The sequence below is a fragment of the Pseudomonas fluorescens genome, assembly GCF_902497895.1.
Lineage (GTDB): Bacteria > Pseudomonadota > Gammaproteobacteria > Pseudomonadales > Pseudomonadaceae > Aquipseudomonas > Aquipseudomonas fluorescens_BP.
Window position 1 is genome coordinate 1 of sequence record NZ_CABVHQ010000046.1, and the last position, 19,848, is coordinate 19,848.

Consider the following 19,848-nt stretch of genomic DNA (forward strand, 5'->3'; position numbering starts at 1 on the left):
CAGCAATTCCAGCCCGTCGGTGCCGGCCGCTGCCGCGAGACGCGGCGGTAGTGCATCAGCGATGAGTGCCTGCCCGGTGGCCGCGTCCGCCCCACCGCACAAGTTTGCGAGTAGCGTGCGGTTGCGCGTGCGCTCGATCAGGGTACGCAGCAGGTACATCGCCGCGTCCGCGAGCCCCCAGGCGAGGTTGCAGCCGAGCGCGGCGATCATCATCGTACGTTCCGCCTCCTGGCCAGCCGTCGCCACGCTGATCGTTCCGGTGAAGGTCATCGCCATGAGCAGGCCGAAGATCACCTCCGTGACACGCTCGATCGGATCGAGCACAGGTGCCGGCTTTTGATCTCCAGTGCTTTGCATGTGTCCAACCTCGGCAGATCCGGGCCCGTGTCAGGACCCTTTGGGTGAGGTTCATGGGCCAGATACCGGACCGATTTTCGGGGAAGGTCTTTTCCAGCCCCATTTCATTGTAGTTTGAAACGATCTTGTCGCTGCGATGGCTGGCGTGCTGTCAACTGCGGCGCCCTTTTGCGCGGACTACACTAACCCGGTACCAACGCCCTGGCCTGAAGCCACTTACGGAACAGCCGATTTCAAAAAATTTCGGCAAAATCTGACGTAAATCATTCGCCTTGAATCTCAGTTGCGCGGTGTTCGCGGTTTGTTTCCTCCGCGTTTGAGTAACCAAAGCCGTCAGCGGAGTTTTTATGTTCGTCAGCCTGTTAATCATCCTCGCCTCCTCCCTGGTAGTCATTGCTCTGTTCCATCGCCTGCGATTGCCGCCGGTGCTGGGCTACCTCTGTGTGGGGCTGATGGTCGGGCCGACGGCGTTCGACTGGGTGAACGAAAGCGCAGCGTTGCCGCTCCTCGCCGAACTGGGCGTGGTGTTTTTGCTGTTCTCCCTGGGGTTGGAGTTTTCTCTGTCGAAAATGATTGCACTGCATCAGGTTGTATTTGGCTTCGGCAGCCTTCAAGTGATTTTGTCCGGGGTACTATTGGGCGCTTTGCTGATGATCTCAGGCATGCCGGCCACATCTGCGTTTTTACTCGGCGGCGGTCTGGCGTTGTCTTCCACGGCCATTGTCAGCAAAGAGCTCGGCAGCCTCGGTGAGATTTTCAGCAGCCACGGCCAGAATGCCATCGGCGTGTTGCTATTCCAGGACGTGGTGGCGGTGTTGTTGCTGACCCTGGTGCCGGTGTTCGCTGGCACCAGCGATCAAGCCTGGTATTGGGCATTACCCCTGACGCTGGGCAAGACCCTCGTGCTGTTCGTCGGGCTGTCGCTGACCAGTCGCTGGTTGTTGCCACACCTGTTTCATGAGGTGGCCGCGTCCCGTTCCGCAGAGCTGTTCGTGCTGCTGGCCCTGGTGATCGTCCTGCTGACCGCCGGGCTGACTCACCTGATCGGCCTATCCCCTGCTCTGGGCGCGTTTCTCGCTGGCATGCTGCTGGGGGAAAGCCACTACCGGCATCAGATCGAGGCCGACATCCGCCCCTTTCGCGACATCCTGCTCGGAGTGTTCTTCGTCAGTATCGGCATGCTGATCGACTTGCGATTGTTTGCCAGTCACGGCCTGCTGATCCTCGGCCTGACCCTGGGGTTGCTGCTGATCAAGGGCAGCGTGGTCGCGCTGTTGGTCAAATGGCGCGGTAGTGATAATGAAACCGCTTGGCGCAGCGGCCTGGCATTGGCCCAGGGCGGTGAGTTCTGCTTTGCACTGATGGCGCAGATGCAGCAAAACCAACTGATGCCCGCCGACCTCGGCGGCCTGTTGCTGGCCGCGACCTTCTGTTCAATGGTGGTGACGCCGTCGCTGCTGCGCGCCGCCCCTCACATTGCCGCACGTTTGCACCGCAAGCCCAATGAAGAAGCGAAACTCGAGGAAATCAGTGCGCTCAGCGCGGGGGTGCAGGGCCATGTGGTGATTTGTGGTTACGGTCGTGTGGGGCAATCCATCGGACGTTTTCTGCGCAATGCCCATCAGTCCTACATCGCACTGGATAACGACCCGGTACGGGTTCGAGAAGCAGCGGTCGGTGAAAGCAGTGTGCACTACGGCGATTCACATCGTGGTGAACTGCTAGTCGCGGTAGGGCTGGAGCGCGCCAGTCTGCTGGTAATCGCTGTGGACAAGACGGACACCGCACTGCAGGTGTTGAAAGAGGCACGCCGAATCAACCCGACCGTGCCGATCCTGGTGCGCACTCGGGACGACAGTCAGAGGGCCGAGTTGAAGGCGGCCGGTGCCAGCGAAGTCGTGCCCGAGTTGCTGGAATCCAGCCTGATGCTCGCCTCTCATGCGCTGATCATGTTGGGTTTCCCCGAGCAGCAGGTGCAGGACCGGGCCGACCAGGTACGACATGACCGCTATAGCCTGCTGCACGGTTTTTATCCCGGCGCTGAAGATGACGAATCCTAGTCAGTACAAAATCGTCTTTCACTAACAATGGAGTGTCGTCATGCATTGATCTAAGGCAGCTGTTTGAATTGCGAGCAGATTTATTCTGTTGTCTCTTTTCTCCTGCATTGGAGTCATGCAATGTCTGAATCTCCCGGAAAACTCCGGCTGGGCGCATTAGTCGCGCTGGTGGTCGGCTCGATGATTGGCGGCGGGATCTTTTCGCTGCCGCAAAACATGGCGGCCAGTGCCGATGTCGGTGCCGTGTTGATTGGCTGGGCCATTACCGCCGTGGGCATGTTGACCCTGGCCTTTGTGTTCCAGACCCTGGCCAATCGCAAGCCTGATCTTGACGGGGGTGTCTACGCCTATGCCAAGGCCGGATTCGGTGACTACATGGGCTTCTCATCCGCCTGGGGCTACTGGATCAGCGCCTGGCTGGGCAACGTCGGCTACTTCGTGCTGCTGTTCAGTACCCTCGGCTATTTCTTCCCGATCTTTGGCGAAGGCAACACCCTGGCCGCGGTGATCGGTGCATCGGTGTTGCTCTGGGCCGTGCATTTCCTGGTGCTGCGAGGGATCAAGGAAGCGGCATTCTTCAACCTGGTGACCACGGTCGCCAAGGTCGTGCCGCTGGTTCTATTCGTGTTGATCGCGGTGTTCGCGTTCAAGCTGGACATCTTCACCGCCGACATCTGGGGCCTGAAAAACCCGGACCTGGGCAGCGTGATGGACCAGGTCCGGAACATGATGCTGGTCACTGTCTGGGTGTTCATCGGCATTGAAGGCGCGAGCATCTTCTCCGCCCGTGCCGAGAAGCGTTCGGATGTCGGCAAGGCGACTGTGATCGGCTTCATCACCGTGCTGCTGTTTCTGGTACTGGTGAACGTACTGTCGCTGGGCATCATGACTCAACCTACACTTGCCAAGCTGCAGAACCCGTCGATGGCCGCCGTGCTGGAGCACGTGGTCGGTCACTGGGGTGCGGTGCTGATCAGCGTCGGCTTGATCATCTCGCTGCTCGGGGCGCTGCTGTCGTGGGTGCTGCTGTGTGCCGAGATCATGTTCGCCGCCGCCAAGGACCACACCATGCCGGCGTTCCTGCGCAAGGAAAACGCCAATCAGGTGCCGGTCAACGCCTTGTGGCTGACCAACGCCATGGTCCAGATTTTCCTGATCATCACGCTGTTCTCGGCCAGTACTTACCTGTCGCTGATCTACCTCGCCACCTCGATGATCCTGGTGCCTTACCTGTGGTCCGCGGCCTACGCGTTGCTGCTGGCGGTGCGCGGCGAGAGTTATGAAAACGCCCTCGCCGAACGCAAGAAAGACCTGGTCATCGGCGCCATCGCGTTGATTTATGCGGTCTGGCTGATCTATGCCGGCGGCGTCAAATACCTGTTGCTCTCCGCACTGCTCTATGCCCCCGGCGCGATTCTGTTCGCCAAGGCCAAGCTTGAAGTCAACAAACCGGTTTTCACCAACGTCGAGAAGCTGATTTTCGCCGCAGTCGTCGTGGGCGCCCTGGTGGCAGCTTACGGACTGTATGACGGCTTCCTGACCCTGTAACACCTGAATGATTTGTCATCTGGAGGATCACTGTAATGACCACGGAAAAAGTTAAGTACGGCGTCCACTCCGAGGCCGGCAAACTACGTAAAGTCATGGTTTGCTCCCCCGGCCTGGCCCATCAGCGGCTGACCCCGAACAACTGCGACGAACTGCTGTTCGATGATGTGTTGTGGGTCGCCCAGGCCAAGCGCGACCACTTCGACTTCGTCACCAAAATGCGCGAACGCAACATCGATGTGCTGGAAATGCATAACCTGCTGACCGACATCGTGGCTATCCCTGAAGCCCTGGACTGGATTCTGCAGCGCAAGATCACCGCCAATTCGGTGGGTCTGGGCCTGGTCAACGAAACCGGCTCGTGGCTGCGTAGCCTGGAGCCGCGCAAGATCGCCGAATTCCTGATTGGCGGCGTGTCCGCCGATGATCTGCCGGACAGCTTCGGCGGCAAGACCATCCAGATGTTCCGCGATTTCCTCGGCCACTCGAGCTTCATTCTGCCACCGCTGCCCAACACCCAGTTCACCCGCGACACCACCTGCTGGATCTATGGTGGCGTGACGCTCAACCCAATGTACTGGCCGGCCCGCCGTCAGGAAACCCTGCTGGCCAGCGCCATCTACAAATTCCACCCGCAGTTCACCAACGCCGACTTCCAGGTCTGGTACGGCGACCCGGACCAGGAACACGGCAGTTCCACCCTTGAAGGCGGCGACGTGATGCCGATCGGCAACGGTGTGGTATTGATTGGCATGGGCGAGCGTTCGTCCCGTCAGGCCATCGGCCAACTGGCGGTGAACCTGTTCAAAAACAAAGCAGTGGAACGGGTCATCGTGGCCGGCCTGCCGAAATCCCGCGCGGCGATGCACCTGGACACGGTATTCAGCTTCTGCGACCGCGACCTGGTGACCATATTCCCGGAAGTGGTGAACCAGATTGTCGCCTTCAGCCTGCGCCCTGACGAAAGCAGACCGGGCGGCATCGACATCTGTCGCGAAGACACCAGCTTCCTCGACACCGTCGCCGCAGCGCTCAATCTGAAAACCCTGCGAGTGGTCGAAACCGGCGGCAACAGCTTCGCCGCCGAGCGCGAACAGTGGGACGACGGCAACAACGTGGTGGCCGTGGAACCCGGCGTAGTGATCGGTTACGACCGCAACACCTACACCAACACCCTGCTACGCAAGGCCGGTGTCGAAGTCATCACCATTACCGCCGGCGAACTGGGCCGCGGCCGTGGCGGCGGCCATTGCATGACCTGCCCGATCATCCGCGACCCGATCGACTACTGACCCATCAATTGACGTGCTTGCCGCGGCTCTCACGAAGAGCCTCGGCAAGTGGACGACCGACATCCAAGGAGATCCATCATGGCTTTCAATATGCGCAACCGCAGCCTGCTCTCGCTGATGCACCACACCACTCGCGAGCTGCATTACCTGCTGGACCTGTCCCGCGACCTGAAACGCGCCAAGTACACCGGCACCGAACGGCCGCACCTCAAAGGCAAGAACATCGCGCTGATTTTCGAAAAAACCTCGACCCGCACCCGCTGCGCCTTCGAAGTCGCGGCCCATGACCAGGGCGCTCACGTCACCTACATCGACCCGGTGTCGTCGCAGATCGGCCACAAAGAAAGCATGAAAGACACCGCCCGGGTGCTGGGCCGGATGTTCGATGCCATCGAATACCGTGGCTTCGAACAGGAAATCGTCGAGGAGCTGGCCCAGTTCGCCGGCGTGCCGGTGTTCAACGGCCTGACCGCCGAATTCCACCCGACGCAAATGATCGCCGACACCCTGACCATGCGCGAACACAGCGACAAGCCGCTGCACGACATCAGCTATGCCTACCTGGGTGACGCGCGCTACAACATGGGCAACTCGCTGCTGATGATCGGCGCCAAGCTGGGCATGGACGTGCGCATCGCCGCTCCCAAAGCCCTGTGGCCCCATGCCGACTTCATCGCCCAGTGCAAAGCCTTCGCCGAAGACAGCGGCGCGCGCATCACCATCACCGAAGACCCGCTGGCCGCGGTCAAGGGTGTCGACTTTATCCACACCGATATCTGGGTCTCCATGGGTGAACCGGTGGAAGCCTGGGACGAGCGGATCGAGCAACTGCTGCCGTACCAGGTCAACGCCAGGATGATGAAGGCCTCGGGCAACCCCCGGGTGAAATTCATGCACTGCCTGCCGGCCTTCCACAACAGCGAAACCAAGGTCGGCAAGGACATCGCCGCGCGTTATCCGCACCTGGCCAATGGCGTTGAAGTCACCGAAGAGGTGTTCGAATCGCCGGCCAACATCGCCTTCGAGCAGGCAGAAAACCGCATGCACACGATCAAGGCGATCCTGGTGTCGGCGCTGGCGGATATCTAACGGCTGACCACTTTTCATGATCTGCCACTGACTTGTAGGAGCTGCCGCAGGCTGCGATCTTTTGATCTTCCCAATAGGCGACTCGTCGCCTGAACTGGCGCCAAGTCAAAAGATCGCAGCCTGCGGCAGCTCCTACGGGATCTCCGAAACTCTAGAAGGACTGCATCATGCGCATCGTCGTTGCTCTGGGTGGTAACGCCCTCCTGCGTCGTGGTGAACCCATGACCGCGGACAATCAACGCATCAACATCCGTACCGCTACCGAACAGATCGCCAGGATTCATCCCGGCAACGAGCTGGTCATCGCCCACGGTAATGGCCCGCAGGTCGGCCTGCTGTCGTTGCAGGCGGCCGCCTACACCTCGGTAACGCCCTACCCGCTGGATGTCCTCGGTGCCGAAACCGAAGGCATGATCGGTTACATCATCGAACAGGAACTGGGCAACCTGTTGGACTTCGAGGTGCCCTTCGCCACCCTGCTGACCCAGGTCGAAGTCGACCCCCAGGACCCGGCCTTCCAGAACCCGAGCAAGCCCATCGGCCCGGTCTACGCCAAGGCCGATGCGGAACGACTCGCGGCGGAAAAAGGCTGGAGCATCGCCCCGGACGGCGACAAGTTCCGCCGCGTGGTGGCCAGCCCGAAACCCAAGCGCATCTTCGAGATCCGTCCGATCAAGTGGTTGCTGGAAAAAGGCAGCATCGTGATCTGCGCTGGCGGCGGCGGCATCCCGACCATGTATGGCGCCAGTGGCAAACTCCAGGGGGTGGAAGCGGTGATCGACAAGGACCTGTGCTCGGCGCTGTTGGCCGAACAGCTGGACAGTGATTTGCTGGTGATCGCCACCGACGTCAACGCGGCGTTTGTCGACTGGGGCCAACCAACCCAGAAGGCCATTGCCCAGGCCCACCCGGACGAGCTGGAACTTCTGGGCTTCGCCGCCGGCTCCATGGGGCCGAAGGTTCAGGCCGCGTGCGAGTTCGCCCGCAACACTGGAAAAGTCGCGGTGATCGGTTCACTCTCGGACATCGAAGCGATCGTCCAGGGCAAGGCCGGCACCCGCATCAGCACGGCGAAACCTGGAATCACCTACCAATAAAAACCTCGGGGCAGGATCCTCGCCTGCCCCCCACTTCAATACCTTTTGAAGGAGAGACGCCAATGGCCACGTTCGAGCCCGGTCATCTGCACATCGAGCGCCACGCGCTGAACAAGGACGATGTCAGCTACAACGTGTGCATCGACTATGAAGTCACCCAGGATCCCAAGGAGGGCAAAGGCATGCTCTTCACGATGCATGGCAGCATCCAGGGCAAGGATCTGAAAGAATCATTCTTCCTGCCCAAGGATCAGGCTTACAACTTCGCCAGCAACGTCACGAAAATCGCAGAGAAGCACGGCATTCCCAAGGCGCTGAGCAGTATCGGTTCGTCACACAAGGACTACGACGCGATGTTCGAAGATGTGCGGGTGCAGCTGAATATGAAGTCGGGGGACCCGGTGAAGCCTGAGCATCTGGAATGAATCCGAAGACCACCCCTCACCCTAACCCTCTCCCCAAGGGGGAGAGGGGACTGACCGCGTAGTTTTTTCGAGGTACTGCGACCTGAACGACCGAGTCGAACTCAGGTTCTGAATAGCCCCCGATCTGCTCCCTTTCCCCCTCTCCCCCTTGGGGAGAGGGTTGGGGGTGAGGGGTGGCTTTTGAATCCTCCAGTGTTCTCCGGATTTCACCTCCACCACTCCTCCAAGTCATACTTGCCACTCTCCGCACTCAAGAACCAAAAACCGCCCCGACTTCGTCAGCCCTGAACGGGAGGCAAACGGAAAAGCTTGTAAGCCTGGACCTGGAACAACCTACAGTTGGCAGAAGGGGGCTACTCCATATTGGAGCGCACCGGGTCATCCATCTCTGCCTGTTGGCTCAGTTCGTGTTCGCGGATCAGCCGCTTGTTTATTTTCCCGACACTGGTTCCAGGAATATCGGCAACGATCCTGATCTGCTTGGGGATCGCCCACTTGTTGATACGGCCACTCTCGACATACTGATGCAGATGGGCCTCCAGAATTTCCGGGGTAATGCCTGCTCCTGGTGCGCAAACTACCAGGGCCACTGGTCGCTCACCCCACTGCGGGTCAGGAATGCCCACGACCGCAACTGAGCTGACTGCCGGGTGTTCGCTGATCAGACTCTCCAGCTCCAACGAGCTGATCCACTCCCCTCCCGTCTTGATGACGTCTTTGATCCGGTCCTTGATCTCCACCACGCCGAGGGCATCGATCGAGGCGATATCACCGGTATGCATCCAACCGTTTTCCCAAAGCTGCGCCCCCTGCTCCGGCTCTTTGAGGTAGCCTTGGGTCAACCAGGGCGCACGTACTACTATCTCGCCCAGCGCCTCGCCATCGTGAGGTGCGTCGTTGCCACTGGCATCGATGATCCGCAAATCGACCATCGGCACCGCAATCCCGGTCTTGATTCGAGCGGCCAATTGCGCTTGGGCGGGTTGTGCAAGCTGCGCCTCACGCAAGTGAGTCAAACACAGCAATGGGCAGGTCTCGGACATCCCGTATCCGCTATGGACATGCAGTCCCCTTGCCGTCGCCTGGGCAGCGATGCCCTGGGTCAATGCACTTCCACCCAAGAGCATTTTCCAGCCGTTGAAGTCAGTCTGCGCTGCTTCGTCGCAACCCAGGATCATCTGCAGAATCGTCGGCACGCAATGGGAAAAGCTGACCTTTTCTTCGCGGTACAACCTGACCAGGCTATTGGGCTCATACCGCCCCGGGTAAACCTGCTTGATCCCCATCAGCGTCGCGACATAGGGCACGCCCCAGGCATGCACATGAAACATCGGCGTGATGGGCATATACACATCGTCCGAGCGTAACAATGGCAAACCCTGGTACACGCCCAGCGTGCCCACGGCGTTCAGTGTATGCAGCACCAACTGGCGGTGCGTGAAGTAAACGCCCTTGGGATTTCCAGTGGTACCGGTGGTGTAAAAAATGGTCGCCACCGAGTTCTCGTCGAAGTCAGGGAAGTCGAAGTGACCGTCAGCCTGCGCCAGCAGGCATTCATATTCCCCCACCACCGGCAGCTCGGTCGGCGTCGGGCCGACATCACTGAGCTGGATATAGCCCTTGACGGTCGTCAGCTCTCCATGAATCTGCTCAATCAACGGCAGGAAATCATCATGCACCAACACCAGGTCATCCTCGGCGTGGTTCATGGTGTAGAGAACCTGCTCCGGGGAGAGACGGATATTGACCGTGTGCAGCACCGCGCCAATCATGGGCACGGCAAAAAAACACTCCAGATAACGGTGGCTGTCCCAATCCAGCAGCGCCACCGTGTCTCCTGCCTTGACGCCGGCGTTCGTCAGCGCTTTGGCCAATTGCTTGATTCGCTCATTAAGCGTCCGGTAGCTGTAACGCAGCTTGTCCGCGTAGACGATCTCCTGCTCCGGTGCGTAACGCGCGCCCGAGAGCAACAGGCTTTTGATCAGCAATGGATAGGCATATGCGCCTTGCGCGGGCGCGATTATTTTTGTTGTCAGCACGGTAAGTCTTCCTGATTTTGTTTTTGGAGATCATCTCCAGTTCGCTGGGTCAGAACTGCGCCGCATCGAGCAGGTACAACGATTCGCTACCGGCCTTGACCGAGGCACTCAACGAGTGAATCCGCGGCAACAGGCGAGCGAAATAGAAGCGTGCGGTGCCCAGTTTGCTGGCGTAGAAATCGTCCTGCGCTTCCTTGCCCATGGCGGCCTTGGCCATCAATGCCCACATGTAGGCATAGGCGGTGTAACCGAAAGCCTGCAGGTACTCCACGGAAGCAGCGCCGATTTCATTCGGGTTGGTTTTGCAGCGATCCAGCACCCAGGCGGTCAATTCGTCGAGGTTGTCCAGGGCCGCATTCAGCGGCTTGGTGAACTCGGCCAGATCAGCACTGGCGGTGGCGGTGAAATGGCGGATTTCGTCGGCGAACAGTTGGTAGGATGCGCCGCCGGTGCCCACCACCTTGCGTCCGACCAGGTCCAGCGCCTGAATGCCGTTGGTGCCTTCGTAGATCTGGGTGATGCGCACATCACGCACCAGTTGCTCCTGGCCCCACTCGCGAATGTAGCCGTGGCCGCCGAATACCTGCTGGCCATGAATGGTGGTTTCCAGACCCAGGTCGGTGAGGAAGGCCTTGGCGACCGGCGTCAACAGCGCCACCAGCGCCTCGGCGCGTTTGCGGGTAGTCGGGTCTTCGCTGAATTTGGCGGTATCGAGCTGCATGGCCACGTAGGTGGAAAACGCCCGGCCGCCTTCGTTCGAGGCTTTCATGGTCAGCAACATGCGGCGCACTTCCGGGTGCACGATGATTGGGTCGGCGATCTTGTCTGTGGCTTGCGGACCGGTCGGCGAACGACTTTGCAGGCGATCGCGGGCGTACTCGATGGCGTTCTGACAGGAACGCTCGCCGCAAGCCAGGCCCTGGATGCCAACACCCAGACGCTCGTAGTTCATCATGGTGAACATGGCGGCCAGGCCCTTGTTCGGCGCATCGACGATCCAACCCGTGGCGCCGTCGAAGTTCATCACGCAGGTGGCCGAAGCCTTGATCCCCATCTTGTGTTCGATCGAGCCGCAGGACAACGCGTTCTTCTGGCCCAGACTGCCATCGGCGTTGACCATGATTTTCGGCACCAGGAACAGCGAGATGCCTTTCGGGCCTGCCGGCGCATCGGGAAGCCTGGCCAGCACCAGGTGGATGATGTTTTCGCTCAGGTCGTGCTCACCGCCGGTGATGAAGATCTTGGTCCCGCTGATCTTATAGGATCCGTCGGCCTGGGGTTCGGCCTTGGTGCGGATCATCCCCAGATCAGTCCCGGCATGGGGCTCGGTCAGGCACATGGAGCCGGCCCAGACGCCGGCATACAGGTTTGGCAGGTACGTCTCTTTCAACGTTTCGCTGGCGTGAGCGTTGATGGCCAGGCAGGCGCCGGCCGTCAGCATCGGATACAGGCCGAAGGAAAGATTGGCCGCGCTGACCATTTCCTCGACCTGGGCGCCAATCACCTTGGGCATGCCCATGCCACCGTACGCCGGATCGCCACCCACGCCGACCCAACCGCCCTCGGCAAACGCCCGATAGGCGGCCGGGAAACCGGCTGGCGTGGTCACCACGCCGTCGCTCCAGGAACAGCCCTGTTCGTCGCCACTGCGATTGAGCGGCGCGATAAGGTCCGCCGTGATCTTGCCGGCTTCCTCGAGGACCGCGTTGGCGGTGTCTTCATCCACCACCTCGGCCAGGGCCGGCATTGCGGCCCACAGCCTGGAGACTTCGAAGACCTCGTTGAGTACGAAACGAATGTCGCGCAGGGGGGCTTTGTAATCAGACATGAATGAAATACTCAGGCAATGTCAGGGCATTGAACATGCCCTGGTCAGTGGAAGTCTCACCCTCGCGGGTGAGCGCTAAAAAATCCCAATGGGGCCATTAGTTGGCCTGGATCGACTGGCTCCCGGTGTTTCGCAGCAGGAACCAGGACAGCGCCGGAATCAGGATCAGTGCACCGAGCATGTTCCAGATGAACATGAAGGTCAGCAGGATGCCCATGTCGGCCTGGAACTTGATCGGCGACCAGGCCCAGCACACCACACCGGCAGCCAGGGTTATGCCGACCAGACCGACGACCCGGCCGGTGAAGGCCACCGCATTGCGATAGGCCTGCGACAGCGACATGCCGCGACGCTGGTAGTGCAACTGCACACTGAGCAGGTACAGCGCGTAGTCCACGCCAATGCCTACCCCCAGGGCGATTACCGGCAGCGTCGCGACTTTCACCCCGATACCCATGATCACCATCAGCGCCTCGCAAAGGATCGAGGTGAGCACCAGCGGCAACAACGCCACCAGCGTCGCGCGCCAGCTACGGAAAGTGATCAGGCAGAACAGCGTCACGGCCAGGTAGACGTACAGCAACATGGTGCGGTTGGCCTCGCGCACCACGATGTTGGTCGCCGCTTCAATCCCGGCGGTGCCGGCGGCGAGCAGGAACTGGCGATCCTCGGTGCTGTTTTCCTTGGCGAAGGTGTCGGCGATGGCGACCACTGCGTCGAGCGTTTCGGCCTTGTGGTCCTTGAGGAACGCGATCACCGGCATCACCGAACAGTCGGTATTGAACAACTCCGGCGCATTGACCGAGGCCTGTTGCGCGGCGTAGTTCAGCACGTTCTGGTTGCGCTGGATGCTGTTCAGCTTGGGGTTACCCTCGAAGGAGCCGGCAGTGATCTGGCGGACCGCGTTGACCAGCGATGAAGTCGCTTGCACACCCGGGTGTTGCTGCAGCTCCCAGGCCAGGCGGTCGGCCAGGATCAGCGTCTGATAGTTCAGGCAACCTTCGGGCGGGGTCTTGATCATCACTGCGAACAGGTCGCTGGACAGCGCGTAGTGGCTGGTGATGTAGGCGTTGTCGCGGTTGTAGCGTGAGTCCGCGCGCAGCTCCGGGGCGCCACTGTCGAGGTCGCCGATTTTCAGCTGCAGGCTGACCACGAAGCCTGCGATGCCCATCACCACGGCACCCAGCACAATGCCCAAGGCCCACTTGGGGGTGGTGAAACGGTCGAGAAAATCCCACAGTTTGCCGAAGCCGCGATGCTCGGCGGCCCGGGTGTCGATCTTCAATGCACGGGCGGCAGCCTGGCGACCGACGCCGATATACGAGAGTGCCACCGGCATCAGCAGCAGCGAGGTGAAGATCAACACAGCCACACCGATACTGGCGGTAATGGCCAGGTCCTGAATCACCGGAATATCGATCAGCATCAACACCGCGAAACCGACCGCGTCGGCCAGTAGCGCGGTGACGCCGGCGATGAACAGGCGACGGAAGGTGTAGCGCGCCGCCACCAGTTTATGGGTGCCGCGGGCGATGTCCTGCATGATGCCGTTCATCTTCTGCGCCGCGTGGGACACGCCGATGGCGAAGATCAGGAACGGCACAAGGACCGAGTAGGGATCAATGGCATAACCCAGCCAGGCCACGATGCCCAGCTGCCAGACCACTGCCGTCAGCGAACAGACGATCACCAGCAGGGTGCTGCGGATGCAACGGGTGTAGAGGTAAATGATGACGAACGAGGTCATCACGGCCAGGCCGAAGAACATCATCACCTGGATCAGGCCGTCGATCAGATCGCCGATCAATTTGGCGAAACCGATCACCCGGACCTTGTACTTGCCCTTGCCCTCCTCCCCGGCCTTGCGCGCCTTGCTGTCACCGGCGAACTCGATCTTGTCCCGCAACTGCTCTTCAAGAACCTGGGCGAACTGATAATAGTTGATGCCGTGCCCGGTGGCCGAGGCCCTGTCCAGCAACGGCACGATCAACATGCTCGATTTGAAGTCACTGGCCACCAGGCTGCCAACGATGCCGGCGCGGTTGATGTTCTGGCGCAGCTGCTCGATGTCTGCGGGTGAGCCCTGGTAGGTATCGGGCATCACCGGACCGCCCTGGAAGCCCTCTTCGGTGACTTCGGTCCAGCGCACCGCCGAACTCCACAGTGACTTCATCCAGGCGCGGTCGACGCCTTCAGTGAGGAACAAGTCGTCGTTGACCTGCTTGAGCACGCTCAGATACTCGGGGTCGAAAATATCGCCCTGGGTGTTCTCCACCACTACCCGTACCGAACTGCCCAGGCCGCGCAACGACTTGCGGTTCTCGAGGAAATTCTGGATATACGGCTGGCTCTGCGGAATCATTTTCTCGAAACTGGGACGCAGTTCCAGGCGGGTCACCATCATGTAACCCAGCACCAGGGTGATCAGCGCCATGAGCAGCATGAACAGCGGACGGTAGTTGAACACCCACCGTTCCAGCAGATTACCGGTGCTTCGATCGAAGTCATGCAAGTCGCAAATCACCGGCATGGTGTCTTGCTTGATATTGCCCATGTCAGGGTACTCGCTCTAATTGATCCAGTTCTTATTCGACGCGAAGCGCACGTGCACCACGACCGCCCACCAACACCAGCGAGCCATCGGCGGCCATGGCGGCACCGGCTACCGGTGCCTGGTTTTGCTGTGCCACCCACTGCAGTCGCGTGCCATTCTCCTGGCTGAGCAGCATGTGCCCGGCCTGGGTAAATAGCCGATAGCGGCCGTCGGCGCCCAGCGTGGCGGCTGAGATGCTGACCTGCAGGCCGGTTGTGAGCGGGCTCCAGCTGGCACCGCTGTCGGTGCTGCGAAACACATGCCCGCGCAGACCGTAGGCCAGTATTTCCCCAGGTTTGCCGACCACACCAAAAAAGCTGCCCTGATAGGGCGTCTGGAGGGCCGTGAAACGCTGGAGCGAGTCATCCCACTTGAGCAGCAGGCCCTGTTCTCCGGCGATGTAGAGCGCGTCACCGGTGGAGGCGATGGCGTTGAGGTGCAAGCCCTGGGGGTTATCGGTACGGTCCTGGAAAGGCGTCCAGTGCTGGCCGCCGTCTTCGGTACGCAGGATCAGGTTGAACGCACCGACCACATAGCCGAGTTTGTCGTTGGCGAACCAGACGTCGAGCAGCGGTTTATCGGCGCCCTCTTCGATCAGCCGCTGGCCATCGCCGACAAGCTGCGCCCAGTGTTCGTTGGCCGGTTCGGCACTGGCCAGCGCGCTGTAATGCTTGACCAGCAAAGCGCCGATCTCACGGCCGTCTAACTGCTTGGTCCAGGTGACGCCGGCATCGCTGCTGTGCAGCACCACGCCATCGTTGCCGACCGCCCAGCCCTGCCCGGCGGAAGAAAAATGCACGGCATTAAGGTCGGCACTGACCGGCACAGCGGCCTGCTGCCAGTTCTTGCCGGCATCATCGGAATAGAGAATGTGCCCACGCTGACCGACGGCGACCAGACGCTCACCCGCACGGGCCGTGTCCAGCAAGGGACTGCGCACCGCCAGGGCACTGATCCTGGCCGGCAGATCCAGCACGTCAACGTAGCTGGCCGCCTGAGCGACACCCTGCAACAGTGCCAGCGTGGCGCCCAGCGCCAGCAATAGGTACTTCTTGTACGAACACATACTGCGTCCTCTTGAGGGAACTGCGCCGGGGCTACGCAGAGTGCAGCCCGGCGTTGGAATCAGGCGCCCTGGACGATCGGCACCACACCGACAGGCGTCCGGTCACACTGCGGGGGGCAATGGACCGAACGGGCGCTTTATCACAGTGTGTCTAGCGAATACCGGCCCCCGCCAGGGACTCCGGCGACCACTGCGCCTTGGACAGCGAATCGATGTAGCGGATGCCGCCGTAAGGACCTACCACTCCGTTGATGTTGTAGGAGCCACCGACCAGGTCGTAGATCATGAAGGGCGTGGAATCCGGAACCTGCTTGTCATAGCTCTGGCTGAGGAAGGCGAAGGAGCCACGGTAGAGCTGGCCACGCGCGTCGTACTGGTCGGAGGCCAGAGCAGCCCAGGTGTCTTCATCCAGGTAGAAGCGGCGCTTCTGGTAGACGTGACGTGCGCCGGCCTTGAGATTGCCCTCCACGACCCAGACACGGTGCTTCTCCCAGCGCACGAAATCGGGTGCGAGGTGGTTGGGGGTGGTCAGCGTCTTGGGATCCAGGGCGTAGGTCAGCTTGTAGGTGTTGTAGGGCACGATCATTTCCTGCTTGCCCACCAGCTTCCAGTCGTAGCGATCCAGCGCGCCGTTGAACACGAATACATCGTCGTAAGTGCCGGCGCCGGCGGTACCGGGGTTAGGCGTGTCATAGGCCAGGTTCGGCGCCAGTTTGACCCGACGCTGACCCGGCAGGTACTGCCAGGCGCGACGCGGCTGTTCCAGCGGGTTGGCGGCGTCCTTGAGCATGATCGCCTCGCCGGCCCGGCGCGCGGGGCCGGTGTAGTACAGCTTCATCTGGTAGTACACGTCGGCGCTGCTGATTGGCTGCGCCATGTTCTCGTAGATCGGGTAGGTAATGAACGCCTGGCCGGTGGTTGCCAGGCTCGGCACGCCGGCCGAGTCGACGTTCCAGGAGTCGTACTTGGAGTTGATGTTGACCCCCTGGTAACGCAGCAAGAAGTTCCACATTGCCTCGCTGCCCGATTGCGGGATCGGAAACGGTACGCCGGGCAATACGTTGTCGATGGCCAACCCGCCTTCAAGGGACTTGGCGCCGTTGGCATTCTTCAAACTGTTATCCAGCACCGCCTGCGGCAGTGCCGCGGTGCGGTGGGTCGGATAAACGTCGACGCGGTAGCTGGGGAAACGCTTGGCCAGCTCCACGGTGGTGGCACTGAGCATGCCCTTGTACTGGTCGACGTTCTTGCCATTGATCACCAGCAGCGGTTTTTCACCGGCAAAGGGATCCGGGCGCATGCTGTCACCCGTCTTGAAGCTGGCCGGGGCAGTGTTCAGGCCGCCGTTATAGGCGGGAATGGAACCGTCGGCATTACCGGACTTTTCGGCACCCACCAGGGTCAGGCTGCTGCCCAGTTTGGCCGCCTCTGCAGCCGATACGGCTGCCTGTGCATGAGCGGCAATGGTCATGGCCAGGGACGCGGCCAGCAGAGTTTGGACGAATTTCATATTGTTGTTCTCCTGCTTAATGACTAAGCAATGGGTGAATCAAAAGGTGGTTTTCAGCGTTAGGTACAGCGCGCCACGGTCTTCGGTGGTCGCACCGCCTCCCGAGAAGGCCGAATAGCCACCGGCATAGCAGGCATAGTTCTGGTTACCGCTGAAGGCGTTCGGCGTGGAGCCATCGCCACTGCCGGCATTGGCAGCACCGGTACCGATCCCGCTGACATCACACTTGTCTGCCTTGCCGAAGGCATCCACGTACTTGAGGTCGACAAAGTATTTGTTGTAGATGGCAGCACCGACGCCAAGCGCATAGTTGCCGGTGTCTTTCGCACCACCGCCGGACACCGGTGAAACACCGTCCAGGCCCACGTTGACGGACATCGGCATGCTCATGTCGACGCCAGGGAACACCTGGTACCAGGTCGGCGTGAAGTTGACTGCGATACCCCAGTTGTCCCGGGTCGGCGCATCGATGCCGCGATAGCTGCTCTTGCCCTTGTAGAGCCCCTCGTTCTTGCTATCGAGCTTGAGCAGGTTGCTGTAATACAGCTCGCCGAGCAGCACGGCCGAATCGAACAGCGGTGTCCTGGAAATGGTCATCAGACCGTTGAGCGTCCAGTGCAGCGTGTCGCCGGTGGCGCTCATGCTGTCGCCTTTGCCCGGGGTGTCATAGACGATACCGGTGGCTGCCGTGCGAGCAGGCAACAGGCCCAGACCTTGACCCAGACCCAGCGGTCCGGTGGAACTGAGCACGGCCGGGATGCTGGCCAGCGGCATGTTGTGGCGGATGTTCAGATCACTGCCGACACTGATCCCGGCAACATCCTTGGACAGGCTGAAACCGATGACGTCGATGTCGTCGCCATAGGCCAGTTGATAGGTGGCGGTGCTCAGCGAATTCAACGTATTGACGACAGCCGGCACCATCCCCGCTGGCGGCGTACCGTTGGCATTCGCCGAACTCAGCCCCGCGCCGTTCAACCAGGCCTGCGGCAAAATATCCGAGGTCTTGCGGTAGTAAACGCCCAGCGTACCGTCCAGCCATTGCGGCGACCATTTGGCCATCACCCCCCAGTCGCCGTGCTTGTCCGGTTTCAAATCATGCCCACGACGCACATTGGTCAGCCCATTGCAGGGCGCCAGGCCACAACCCAGCGGGCTTCCAGCTACCACGGCATTGGTATTGCCCAGCAGGAACGACTGCGCGCCAAACCCCACCAGATCCGAGCCGCCATAGTAGGTGCCGGCCTCAGGCAGGCGCGCGGCATTCCAGTCCAGGAAGTACTGGGCGCCCAGGGTCAACTCGGGGTTGACGGTGAAGGACATCGACACCTGATTGCGCGGGACGAACAGTTCCTTGGCCTCGGTACCGGGGGACGCCGCCAGCTTGGCCAGGTCAAGGCCGGACTGGCCGTAGCTGACCGAATGCACCGGGTTCAGAATGGTCTCACCCCAGAACACGTTGTGTTGCCCGGCCTTGATGCTGAACAGGGACTCCTCACCCACTTCGGTGCTGTAGAACACGAAGGCATCCAGAATCTCGCCGGAGGGACCGGTGTAGTAGCGCTGGGCGTAGTTGCTCAGGTGCGGGCTGCCATTGCCGACATTGTCCCGGGTGACCGCGCCAAGACGCGGGTCATTGGCGACCAGGCCCGAAGTTGCGCCATTGCCGTTGACGAAAGGGTTGGAATTGGAACCGGTGTTTTCATACGCCTTGTCGTACCAGCTCGCGGCACTGACGCGAAAACCCTTGTTGCCTTGATAGACTACATCCATCTCGGTCAACAGGTCAACACGGTTGGTAATGTTGGTGCCGGACTTGCGGAAGTTGTAGTCGCCGTCGTTGTTGTTCGGCGTCCCCAGCATGCGCTGGTCGGCGCTTTCGGTGCGCACGCCGTAGTTGTACTTGACGGTGTTGTCAAAGCGCACGGCCCAGTCGGGATTGCCGGTGTCGAGTTCAAACCCATGGGCAGCCGGCACGCAAGCAGCAAGGATAGCCAGGGCTAGCAGGCTGCGATGTGAGGGGTTGTGGCTATGACTCTTATTGTTATGCATTGCGTTGTCTCCGCCATGTTGTACTTGTTTTTAAGCGCAGCTTCCCTTGCGCAAGCCCTGGTGAAAGGGACTGCGTTTTTTCACGCGTTAGAGAAATTACCGAACGCGTTGCGACCGGCCAGGTGCCTGACTAGCGATCCAGTTCCAGAATGAGTGCTTCGGCCTGCGGCCAGTGGCCAAAGCCCGAAGCCGGGTTGAGGTGGCCGACTTCGCCGAGGTTGACCAGTTCGCTGTCCCAGTCGTGGGCCATGCGGGTGACTGCCTCCAGGCTGGCCAGGTGATCGTTGGTGCTGCCCGCCACGAGGCTGCGAAAAGGCAGCGCGCCGGTGGGCAGAGGGGCCCAGCCATTGGCTCGAAGGGTTTGCGGGGCTGGATAGCCCTGCGGCCAGGTAGCATCGAGGTCAGGCGGCGCGGCCAGCAGAGCGCCCTTGATTGGGCCGCTGTGCCGGGCAGCCCAGTGCGCGACCATCAGTACACCGGCGCTGTGAGCGACGAGAATCACCGGCCCGTCGATCTGCGCAAGTTCGTGCTGGATGGCACGCACGCGAGCGGCGCAGTCGAGCTTGTCGGTTTCAACTGGTGGCACGCTGCGTACCTTGCTCAACCTGGCCTCAAGCAGGGTTTGCCAATGCTCGGCAACATGGTCGCGCAGGCCCGGTACGATCAGAACGGTTGCGGTAGTTTGCAGTTTGTCCACTTGAACACCTTCGTCTTCTCGATGGCTCGACTGGCTGTTTCGCCAGAATCTTTTTGTAGTACCGACATTAAAGAGCCCCCCTCCTCTGCGCTTCTCATTTGACGTCAGCCACTTTTCTTTTGATGACAAATTTCCCGTTGCGCCGATTTTTCCTTAGGGCGCAAAAAAGTACGGGAGTCAACGCGCAGCTCAGGT

Annotated in this window: 13 protein-coding genes and 1 pseudogene; 6 read left to right on the forward strand and 8 right to left on the reverse strand. The window is 60.6% G+C overall.

Annotated features, from left to right (window positions below):
- A pseudogene (locus F8N21_RS20945) lies at positions 1 to 357 on the reverse strand (hypothetical protein); the annotation flags it as partial.
- Positions 358 to 704: 347 nt separating this feature from the next.
- On the opposite strand from F8N21_RS20945, the gene F8N21_RS20950 reads away from it, so the two are divergent.
- From F8N21_RS20950 to F8N21_RS20975, 6 genes are all read left to right on the forward strand, one after another.
- Positions 705 to 2,417 (forward strand): cation:proton antiporter, encoded by a 1,713-nt coding sequence (locus F8N21_RS20950; RefSeq protein WP_150643919.1) that lies wholly within the window; start codon positions 705 to 707, stop codon positions 2,415 to 2,417.
- A 120-nt stretch (positions 2,418 to 2,537) separates the two neighbouring features.
- Complete coding sequence (arcD, locus tag F8N21_RS20955; RefSeq protein WP_150643920.1) at positions 2,538 to 3,965, forward strand: arginine-ornithine antiporter; 1,428 nt, start codon at positions 2,538 to 2,540, stop codon at positions 3,963 to 3,965.
- 35 nt (positions 3,966 to 4,000) lie between these two features.
- Complete coding sequence (gene arcA / locus F8N21_RS20960) at positions 4,001 to 5,257, forward strand: arginine deiminase (RefSeq protein ID WP_150643921.1); 1,257 nt, start codon at positions 4,001 to 4,003, stop codon at positions 5,255 to 5,257.
- 78 nt (positions 5,258 to 5,335) lie between these two features.
- On the forward strand, positions 5,336 to 6,346 hold the full coding sequence (locus tag F8N21_RS20965) for an ornithine carbamoyltransferase (RefSeq protein WP_150643922.1): 1,011 nt from the start codon (positions 5,336 to 5,338) through the stop codon (positions 6,344 to 6,346).
- A 167-nt stretch (positions 6,347 to 6,513) separates the two neighbouring features.
- Positions 6,514 to 7,443, forward strand: coding sequence for a carbamate kinase (gene arcC / locus F8N21_RS20970; RefSeq protein WP_150643923.1), 930 nt, complete (start codon positions 6,514 to 6,516; stop codon positions 7,441 to 7,443).
- Between the two features lie 62 nt (positions 7,444 to 7,505).
- Positions 7,506 to 7,868 carry a DUF5064 family protein gene (locus F8N21_RS20975; RefSeq protein ID WP_150643924.1) on the forward strand — a complete coding sequence of 121 codons (363 nt, stop codon included), beginning with the start codon at positions 7,506 to 7,508 and terminating at the stop codon, positions 7,866 to 7,868.
- A gap of 353 nt (positions 7,869 to 8,221) precedes the next feature.
- Here F8N21_RS20975 and F8N21_RS20980 read toward each other — a convergent pair whose 3' ends face one another.
- The 7 genes from F8N21_RS20980 to F8N21_RS21010 form a co-directional block, all read right to left on the reverse strand.
- Positions 8,222 to 9,907 (reverse strand): fatty acid--CoA ligase, encoded by a 1,686-nt coding sequence (locus F8N21_RS20980; RefSeq protein ID WP_150643925.1) that lies wholly within the window; start codon positions 9,905 to 9,907, stop codon positions 8,222 to 8,224.
- A 49-nt stretch (positions 9,908 to 9,956) separates the two neighbouring features.
- The gene (locus tag F8N21_RS20985) at positions 9,957 to 11,735 is read right to left on the reverse strand and encodes an acyl-CoA dehydrogenase C-terminal domain-containing protein (protein ID WP_150643926.1); all 1,779 of its coding nucleotides are present in this window, start codon (positions 11,733 to 11,735) and stop codon (positions 9,957 to 9,959) included.
- 97 nt (positions 11,736 to 11,832) lie between these two features.
- Positions 11,833 to 14,289: an efflux RND transporter permease subunit gene (locus F8N21_RS20990; RefSeq protein ID WP_150643927.1), complete on the reverse strand. Its 2,457-nt coding sequence runs from the start codon at positions 14,287 to 14,289 to the stop codon at positions 11,833 to 11,835.
- Between the two features lie 31 nt (positions 14,290 to 14,320).
- Positions 14,321 to 15,394 (reverse strand): WD40/YVTN/BNR-like repeat-containing protein, encoded by a 1,074-nt coding sequence (locus F8N21_RS20995; RefSeq protein WP_150643928.1) that lies wholly within the window; start codon positions 15,392 to 15,394, stop codon positions 14,321 to 14,323.
- Between the two features lie 151 nt (positions 15,395 to 15,545).
- Positions 15,546 to 16,904, reverse strand: a complete 1,359-nt coding sequence (locus tag F8N21_RS21000) for a DUF1329 domain-containing protein (RefSeq protein ID WP_150643929.1) — start codon at positions 16,902 to 16,904, stop codon at positions 15,546 to 15,548.
- 39 nt (positions 16,905 to 16,943) lie between these two features.
- The gene (locus F8N21_RS21005; RefSeq protein ID WP_150643930.1) at positions 16,944 to 18,956 is read right to left on the reverse strand and encodes a DUF1302 domain-containing protein; all 2,013 of its coding nucleotides are present in this window, start codon (positions 18,954 to 18,956) and stop codon (positions 16,944 to 16,946) included.
- 130 nt (positions 18,957 to 19,086) lie between these two features.
- A complete protein-coding gene (locus F8N21_RS21010) occupies positions 19,087 to 19,653 on the reverse strand; it encodes an RBBP9/YdeN family alpha/beta hydrolase (protein ID WP_150643931.1) in 567 nt (188 codons plus the stop codon).
- Between the last annotated feature and the right edge of the window lie 195 nt (positions 19,654 to 19,848).

Bases quoted from the DNA above. Each gene is read 5' to 3' on its own strand.
- F8N21_RS20950 (WP_150643919.1), top strand. From the start codon at position 705: ATGTTCGTCAGCCTGTTAATCATCCTCGCCTCCTCCCTGGTAGTCATT.
- arcD (WP_150643920.1), top strand. From the start codon at position 2,538: ATGTCTGAATCTCCCGGAAAACTCCGGCTGGGCGCATTAGTCGCGCTG.
- arcA (WP_150643921.1), top strand. From the start codon at position 4,001: ATGACCACGGAAAAAGTTAAGTACGGCGTCCACTCCGAGGCCGGCAAA.
- F8N21_RS20965 (WP_150643922.1), top strand. From the start codon at position 5,336: ATGGCTTTCAATATGCGCAACCGCAGCCTGCTCTCGCTGATGCACCAC.
- arcC (WP_150643923.1), top strand. From the start codon at position 6,514: ATGCGCATCGTCGTTGCTCTGGGTGGTAACGCCCTCCTGCGTCGTGGT.
- F8N21_RS20975 (WP_150643924.1), top strand. From the start codon at position 7,506: ATGGCCACGTTCGAGCCCGGTCATCTGCACATCGAGCGCCACGCGCTG.
- F8N21_RS20985 (WP_150643926.1), bottom strand. From the start codon at position 11,735: ATGTCTGATTACAAAGCCCCCCTGCGCGACATTCGTTTCGTACTCAAC.
- F8N21_RS20990 (WP_150643927.1), bottom strand. From the start codon at position 14,289: ATGGGCAATATCAAGCAAGACACCATGCCGGTGATTTGCGACTTGCAT.
- F8N21_RS20995 (WP_150643928.1), bottom strand. From the start codon at position 15,394: ATGTGTTCGTACAAGAAGTACCTATTGCTGGCGCTGGGCGCCACGCTG.
- F8N21_RS21000 (WP_150643929.1), bottom strand. From the start codon at position 16,904: ATGAAATTCGTCCAAACTCTGCTGGCCGCGTCCCTGGCCATGACCATT.
- F8N21_RS21005 (WP_150643930.1), bottom strand. From the start codon at position 18,956: ATGCATAACAATAAGAGTCATAGCCACAACCCCTCACATCGCAGCCTG.